This is a genomic window from Microbacterium hydrothermale (genome assembly GCF_004854025.1).
GTDB lineage: Bacteria > Actinomycetota > Actinomycetes > Actinomycetales > Microbacteriaceae > Microbacterium > Microbacterium hydrothermale.
In genome coordinates this window covers 496,797-503,505 of record NZ_STGM01000003.1, presented here as the reverse complement: position 1 = coordinate 503,505, position 6,709 = coordinate 496,797, and the positions used below count along the sequence as shown (strand labels likewise).

Here is a 6,709-nt window from a genome sequence, read left to right as displayed (position 1 = left end):
CTTCGTGCGCAAGCTCGGCGAGATCACCCCGCCGCACCAGCTCTTCGACGCCGCGTTCTCGAACAAGGGCTGAGACGCAGGGATTCTGGCCCCCGCGTCGGAGGAAGCGGACCGGGCACACCACGCGCTCACGCGGCGTGTGCCCGGTGCCGTCCCCCTCCCTCCGGGAACGCGAGGTGTGAAGAAGGCCATCGGACTCGCGAGGTCGAGACGCGCCGCCGGGACGATGCGACATGCCGCGTGGGGGCCGACGACGCCTCCGGCCTCACGTCATGGTGTCGAGGATCCCCACCAGGTCGTCGAACGTCGTGCGGGGGTTGAGGATCGCGAAGCGCGCGTTCACGCGACCGGCGTGGCTCGACGGGGTGACGAAGGCGTGCTGCCCGTCGAGCAGCTGCGCCGACCAGCGGTCGTAGTCCGCCTTCTCCCAGCCGACGCGCTCGAAGACCACGACCCCCAGCTGAGGACGGCGGACCAGCGTGAGTTCGGGGCGGCCGTCGATCTCGTCCGCGATGCGCTCGGCGAGGTCGATTGCGGCGGTGATGGCCTCGCGGTAGACGGCGGCGCCGTAGGTGGCGAGCGAGAACCACAGCGGCAGGCCGCGCGCGCGTCGGGTGAGGTGAGCGGCGAAGTCCGAGGGGCTCCAGTCGCTCGTCTCGGTGAGCGTGTCGAGGTACTCGGCGTGCTGCGTGTGGGCGCGGCGTCCGAGCTCGGGGTCGCGGTAGATGAGCGCGCAGGCGTCGAACGGGGCGAACAGCCACTTGTGCGGATCGACGACGAGGGAGTCGGCGTGCTCGACGCCGGCGAAGCGGTGCCGCGCGCGCGGCGAGAGCATGCCGGTGAGCCCGTAGGCGCCGTCGACGTGCAGCCACGCGTCGGTGCCCTCGAGGGCCCGGGCGATGTCGGCGATGTCGTCGACGATGCCGAAGTTGGTGGAGCCGGCGGTGGCGACCACGGCGAAGACGCTGTCGCCGTGCTCGTCGAGGGCCGCGCGCACAGCGTCACCGCGCAGCACGCCGTCGTCGCCCACGGGCACGCCCACGACCTCGACGTCCATCACGCGGGCGGCCGACGCGATCGACGAGTGCGCCTCGACGCTGCAGACGACGCGCCAGGCGTCGGGGCGGGGCTTGCCGGCATCCGCGAACCGGTCCCGAGCGGCCTCGCGCGCGGCGACGAGCGCCGAGAGGTTGCCCAGCGTGCCGCCCTGCACGAAGACGCCTCCGGCACCGGCGGGGAGTCCGAACTCGGCGGCGAGCCAGCGCAGCACCTCGTTCTCGGCGTGCACCGCTCCCGCTCCCTCGAGCCATGAGCCGCCGTAGAGGGCGCTGGCGGAGACGACGAGGTCGAAGGCCGCGGCCGCCTTGGTGGGGGCGCTGGGGATGAACGACAGGTAGCGGGGGTCGTCGGTCGTGATGCACGCGGGCGCGAGGACGTGCTCGAAGACGCCGAGGGCCTTGCGCGCGCCGATGCCCTTCTCGTCGATCGTGCGGCCCGCGAGGCGCGTCAGCTCGGCGGCCGGGAGCGGCTTGTCGAGCGGGGTGTCCTCGGCGGTGAGGCGACCCCGCGAGTACTCGAGCACCATGTCGACGATGGCGCGGGTCTCGTCGCTGACCTCGTGCATGCGCGCGGCGGGGGAGTGGGGCATCAGGATCTCCGGGATCGGGATGCCGAGCGCAGCCGTGGCGGGAGGCGGCGTCGACATCGGCATCGACAGGGTCGGCTCGGGACGGGTGGGTCCGGCTCGCTGGAGGTAGCTTATTCGCCCTCGGGGGCGACCCGCCGTGCGGGGCGCGCCCGCCCTCGGGTCCCCGGTCGAGAAGAGCCCCTGACGCCTATGCCGCGGTCAACTGCGGGGCCACGCGGGCGATGCGCGCGCGCAGTTCCGACACCGTCCGGTCGAACTCCTCGTCGCTGCCGGTGTGCGCGGGGTCGCGGATCGACCAGTGCACGTCGTCGCGTCCGCCGAGGTTCTCGTGCGCGTGGTCGCACACGCTGATGACGAAGTCCCCGGGCCGGGCCACCTCGGTAAGGGAGCGCGGACGCACCCCGTCGTCGAGGCGCAGGCCGTGCCGGGCCGCCGCGGCGACCGCGCCCGCGTGCACGCGCTCGCCCGGGTGGGTTCCGGCCGACTCGGCGGGGATCGCGCTGTGCGCCCCCCAGATGGCGCGCGCCAGCTGAGACCGGGCCGAGTTCGCCGTGCGGACGAACAGCACCCGCCCCTCGACCTTGCGCGGGGCGAGCGTCAGATCCGAGAAGGCCTCGGGGACGAGCTGCAGGTAGCTGCGTCGTCCGTCCGACTCGGAGCGCACGCGGCGCGCGATGCCGCGGTCTTCCAGCACGTTGGCGTGGAAGGCGACGAGGTTCGATTTCATCCCGAGCAGATCGGCGATCTCGCTCGACGACATGTCACCCATCGCGAGCAGGTCCACGATGCGCAGACGACCGGGGTCGCCGAGCGCGGCGAACGCGTCGGCCCGTCGCTGAAGGTCGTCCATTATGCCCCCGTCCGCCCGCCGTGTCACCCGGATGCGAACTTCCGTTTTGCTCAGTACAGTTTGAGCGACCGCAACGGGCGGGCGCCCCCCAAGAGTGCGCCCGTTGCGGTCGTCTCCCGCTCCGGGCTAGAGGAGTTTCTCATGCGGCAGCCGACATCGGATGCGCGGATGTCGTCGATCCGGCGAACCCGCCGATGAGCGCGGCCGCCCCGGGAGACGGCGGGCGTCGGGCTCTGCGCGCGCTGCGCGAGAAGGATGCCGCGGCCTCGCTCCTGCCCGATCTGTCCGGGGTCTTCGCGGGGCGGTACCGCGTGCGGGCGCCCCTCGGCCCGCGCGGTCACGACGGCCACGCGTTCCGCGCGCGCGACGACATCCTCCTGCGCGACGTCGTCGTCACGGTCTTCCCCGTCGACCCCGTCGGAGCCTCCGACCCGCCGCGTCGGCTGCAGGGAGCGCGCGCCCTCACGACGCTCGACCACCCCTTCCTCGTCACGCTCTACGACGCGCACCTCTCCGCCGACGGCCGCGGGTACCTCGTGACCGAGCTGATCGACGGTCCCTCTCTGCGCGAGCTGCTCGACGACGACGGACCGCTGCGCCCGGATGCCGCCGCCGCCCTCGTCGAGGATCTCGCGCGCGCCCTCGCCGCCGTCCACGAGGTGGGCATCGTGCACCACCACCTCACGTCGTCGCGCATCCTGCTCCGACCGGTGCGCCACCCCGGCCGGCGGTTCATCGCGGTGCTGGCCGACTTCGGTGTGACGCATCTGCTGGCGGGGGCGCCCGCCGAGACGCCCGAAGACGACGACGACTACCTCGCTCCCGAGCAGGTGCGCGGCGAGATTCCGGGAGCCGCCGCCGACATCTACGCCCTCGGCCTGCTGGCCGTGGAGGCGCTGACCGGCGAGAGCCCCGTGCTGGGCGGGGCCGCGCAGCACCTCGTGCTCGCGCCGCTGGATTTCGATCCGGTCATCCCTTCGCGCTTCGGTCCGGGGTGGGAGGTCCTCCTCACCGCCATGACCGACCCCGATCCCGCGCGGCGGCCCACCGCGGACGAGGTCGTGGGCGTGGTCACGGAGCTGCGTCGAGGTGCTCCGGCGACTGAGCCGGTGGTGCCCGTCGCCGAGGTCGCCGTGCCGATCGACGGCGAGCCGGTCTCGGCCCTGCACGCGGTCGGGCAGGCACGCGAGACGGTCGTCCGTCGGCGATCGCCGATCTGGGCCTGGGTCACGCACGCGCGCTGAACGGACCGCGGGCGCGCCAACCTGGCAATCGCCTGACCTTCAGAACCCTCCCCGCGACCCGATGCGCGTAATCCCGCGGGTCGACCCGGCAGAACATGCGCCCTCGGGCATATGGCCGACGTAGCGTCGAGATCAGTCCTCGGCATCCGCCCTCGGCTTCCGGCCGTCGCGGTCACCCCCACCCGAGGAGCAGGTCATGCCTTCCCCCACCATCGAGTCCCGCCTGGGGCCCATCCGCCAGACGTACAAGGGCACGACGGACTTCCCGCCCATGGCGAAGGCCTACACCGAGCTGTCGCAGGTCGTGCGCGAGACGGGCCTGCTGACGCGCGCCCGCGCCTTCTACGCCCTCGTGGGCGCCGCGCTCGCGGTCGGCTTCGGTGGGGCCGTGACGGGCTTCGTCCTCCTCGGCGACAGCTGGCTCCAGCTGCTCATCGCCGCCGCCTTCGGCACCCTGTTCACCCAGGTCGCGTTCCTCGCGCACGAGGCCGCGCACAAGCAGATCTTCGCGTCGGGACGCGCGAACGATCGACTGGCGCTGTGGCTGGCCGCGGGCGTCGTGGGGATCAGCCTGTCGTGGTGGACGTCGAAGCACACCCGCCACCACGCCAATCCGAACCGCGTGGGCAAGGACCCCGACATCGAGGTCGACACCATCTCGTTCGTCGAGGAGGATGCCGTCGAGGCCCGCGGACTGCGCCGCTGGATCACCCGCCGCCAGGGGTGGCTGTTCTTCCCGCTGCTGACCCTCGAGGGCGCGAACCTGCACGCGCACGCCTTCCGCCACCTCTTCTCGCGCGGCGAGGTCAAGGGACGATGGACCGAGCTGGGGATCATCGCCCTGCGCTTCGCCGTGTTCGTGGCTCCGGTGTTCGTGTTCCTCCCGCTCGGCATGGCATTCGCGTTCCTCGGCGTGCAGCTGGCGGCGTTCGGGGTGTACATGGGCGCCTCGTTCGCCCCGAACCACAAGGGCATGGCCGTGATCGCCCCGGATGCCAAGCTCGACTTCTTCAGCAAGCAGGTGCGCACCTCGCGCAACATCACCGGCGGCTGGTGGGCCACGTGGCTCATGGGCGGGCTGAACTACCAGATCGAGCACCACCTGTTCCCGAACATGCCGCGCCCGCACCTCAGCCGTGCCCGCGCGATCGTGAAAGAGCACAGCGCCACCCTCAACGTGCCGTACGTCGAGACGACGCTGCTGCAGTCGTACGGCATCGTGATCCGGTACCTCAACCGCGTCGGTCTCGCCGCGCGCGACCCGTTCGAGTGCCCGATGACGTCGGCCGCCGCGCGGGCCTGAGCGGACCCCGCGCGCGGGTGAACGGCATCCGCCCGCTCTCACCGGCGCGCTGCGCCCTCGACGCGCGCACGGGCGGGCGCCCCGTGGCCTCGGAGCGGACGTAGCCTGGAGCGACGAACCCGGGAGGTCTGGATGACGCATCGAGCGATCCGCGCGTCGACGGGACCGACCCGACGCCGGTACGGCCGGACCCGCTGACCGGTGGACGCATCCGCCGATCCGCGCCGGTGGCGCGCCCTGGCCGTGCTGCTGATGGGGCAGTTCGCCTCGCTCCTCGACCTCAGCGTCACCAACGTCGCCCTCCCCTCGATCGGGCGATCGACGGGGGCCGGGCCCAGCGAGCTGCAGTGGGTCATCACCGGCTACGTCCTGGCGTTCGGGCTCGTCCCGGTCATCGGCGGCCGCCTCGGCGACGGCCGCGGACGCCGGCGCATGTTCGTCGTGTCGATGCTCGGCTTCGTCGTCGCGAGCGCCGCGGTGGGGCTCGCCCCGACCCCCGAGGTGCTCATCGCGGCGCGCGTGGTGCAGGGGATCTTCGGCGGCATGATCGGACCGCAGGTCTCGGGCTTCATCCAGAACGCGTTCCCCCCGCTCGAGCGCGGCAAGGCCTTCGGGCGGCTCGGTCTCACGGTGGGCGCCGGCACCGCGCTCGGCCCCGTCGTGGCGGGCCTGCTGATCGCGGTGGGCGGCGAGACCGACGGCTGGCGCCTGGTGTTCTTCATCAACGTGCCGATCGGCATCGCGGCGGTCGTGCTCGCGCGTCGGTGGGTCGCCGCCGACGCGCCGGTCGCGCAGGGCTCCGGGCGCCGGCTCGACCTGCTCGGCGTCGTCCTGCTCGGCACCGGGCTGCTGTGCCTGCTGTTCCCGATCGTCGAGACGGGGCAGTCCGGCGGACCCGTGACGCTCCTCCTGCTGATCCCCGCGGCGGGTCTGCTCGTCGCCTTCGTCCGCCACGAGGCCCGACTCACGCGGGCGGATGCCGCGCCCCTGGTCGATCTGCGCCTGTTCCGCACGCGCTCGTTCGTCATCGGCGTGGTCTTCGCGGTGGTGTTCTTCTGCAGCAACACCGGCATCCCGCTCGTCCTCGCGCTCTACTACCAGGACGGGCTCGGCTTCACAGCGTTGCAGTCGGCGCTCGGGGTCACCGCCTACGCCGTGGGGACGGTCTTCGGCGCCCCTCTCGCCGGCCGCTTCGTGTCGCGCGTCGGTCGGCCCCTGCTGCTCGGGGCGGTGTCGGTCTTCACCCTCGTCACGATCGTGCTGGGCCTCGTCGTCCGCGCCGCCCCCGAGGCCACCGACCCGACGAGCGTGATCCTGCGCCTGTGCCTGCCGCTGTTCCTCCTCGGCGTCGCCGGCGGGTCGATCGTGACGCCGAATCAGACGCTCACCCTCGCCGAGATCGATCCCGCGCGCGGCGGCGTCGCCGGCGGTGTCGTGCAGACCGCGCAGCGGGTGGGCGCCTCGATCGGTCAGACGGTGCTCGGGACGAGTTTCGTCATCGTGCTCGCGGGAGCGGCCCGGGCGACCGAACCGGGTTCCGCGGCGCCCGCCCCGGGCGTCTTCGCCGACGCCCTGACGGTGGCGCTCGCGGTGTCGGTCGTCTTCTCGCTGTCGGCGGCCGTGCTCAGCGGCATCGAGGTGCGGCGGTCGCGGACGCGATAGGG

The 6,709-nt window shown here is 72.8% G+C and carries 5 protein-coding genes; 3 read left to right on the top strand and 2 right to left on the bottom strand.

The window, feature by feature from the left end:
* Positions 1-265: 265 nt before the first annotated feature.
* Both FB047_RS09225 and FB047_RS09220 read right to left on the bottom strand, forming a co-directional pair.
* Positions 266-1,648 carry a pyridoxal phosphate-dependent decarboxylase family protein gene (locus FB047_RS09225; protein WP_136586914.1) on the bottom strand — a complete coding sequence of 461 codons (1,383 nt, stop codon included), beginning with the start codon at positions 1,646-1,648 and terminating at the stop codon, positions 266-268.
* Positions 1,649-1,835: 187 nt separating this feature from the next.
* On the bottom strand, positions 1,836-2,498 hold the full coding sequence (locus FB047_RS09220) for an arsenate reductase/protein-tyrosine-phosphatase family protein (RefSeq protein ID WP_136586859.1): 663 nt from the start codon (positions 2,496-2,498) through the stop codon (positions 1,836-1,838).
* 194 nt (positions 2,499-2,692) lie between these two features.
* Here FB047_RS09220 and FB047_RS09215 point away from each other — a divergent pair, with 194 nt between their 5' ends.
* The 3 genes from FB047_RS09215 (at position 2,693) to FB047_RS09205 (ending at position 6,707) form a co-directional block, all read left to right on the top strand.
* Positions 2,693-3,742 carry a serine/threonine-protein kinase gene (locus tag FB047_RS09215; protein WP_136586858.1) on the top strand — a complete coding sequence of 350 codons (1,050 nt, stop codon included), beginning with the start codon at positions 2,693-2,695 and terminating at the stop codon, positions 3,740-3,742.
* Between the two features lie 196 nt (positions 3,743-3,938).
* Complete coding sequence (locus tag FB047_RS09210) at positions 3,939-5,045, top strand: fatty acid desaturase family protein (RefSeq protein ID WP_136586857.1); 1,107 nt, start codon at positions 3,939-3,941, stop codon at positions 5,043-5,045.
* A 201-nt stretch (positions 5,046-5,246) separates the two neighbouring features.
* Complete coding sequence (locus FB047_RS09205; RefSeq protein WP_136586856.1) at positions 5,247-6,707, top strand: MFS transporter; 1,461 nt, start codon at positions 5,247-5,249, stop codon at positions 6,705-6,707.
* Positions 6,708-6,709 lie beyond the last annotated feature (2 nt).

Bases quoted from the DNA above. Each gene is read 5' to 3' on its own strand.
- FB047_RS09225 (WP_136586914.1), bottom strand. From the start codon at position 1,648: ATGCCCCACTCCCCCGCCGCGCGCATGCACGAGGTCAGCGACGAGACC.
- FB047_RS09220 (WP_136586859.1), bottom strand. From the start codon at position 2,498: ATGGACGACCTTCAGCGACGGGCCGACGCGTTCGCCGCGCTCGGCGAC.
- FB047_RS09215 (WP_136586858.1), top strand. From the start codon at position 2,693: ATGAGCGCGGCCGCCCCGGGAGACGGCGGGCGTCGGGCTCTGCGCGCG.
- FB047_RS09210 (WP_136586857.1), top strand. From the start codon at position 3,939: ATGCCTTCCCCCACCATCGAGTCCCGCCTGGGGCCCATCCGCCAGACG.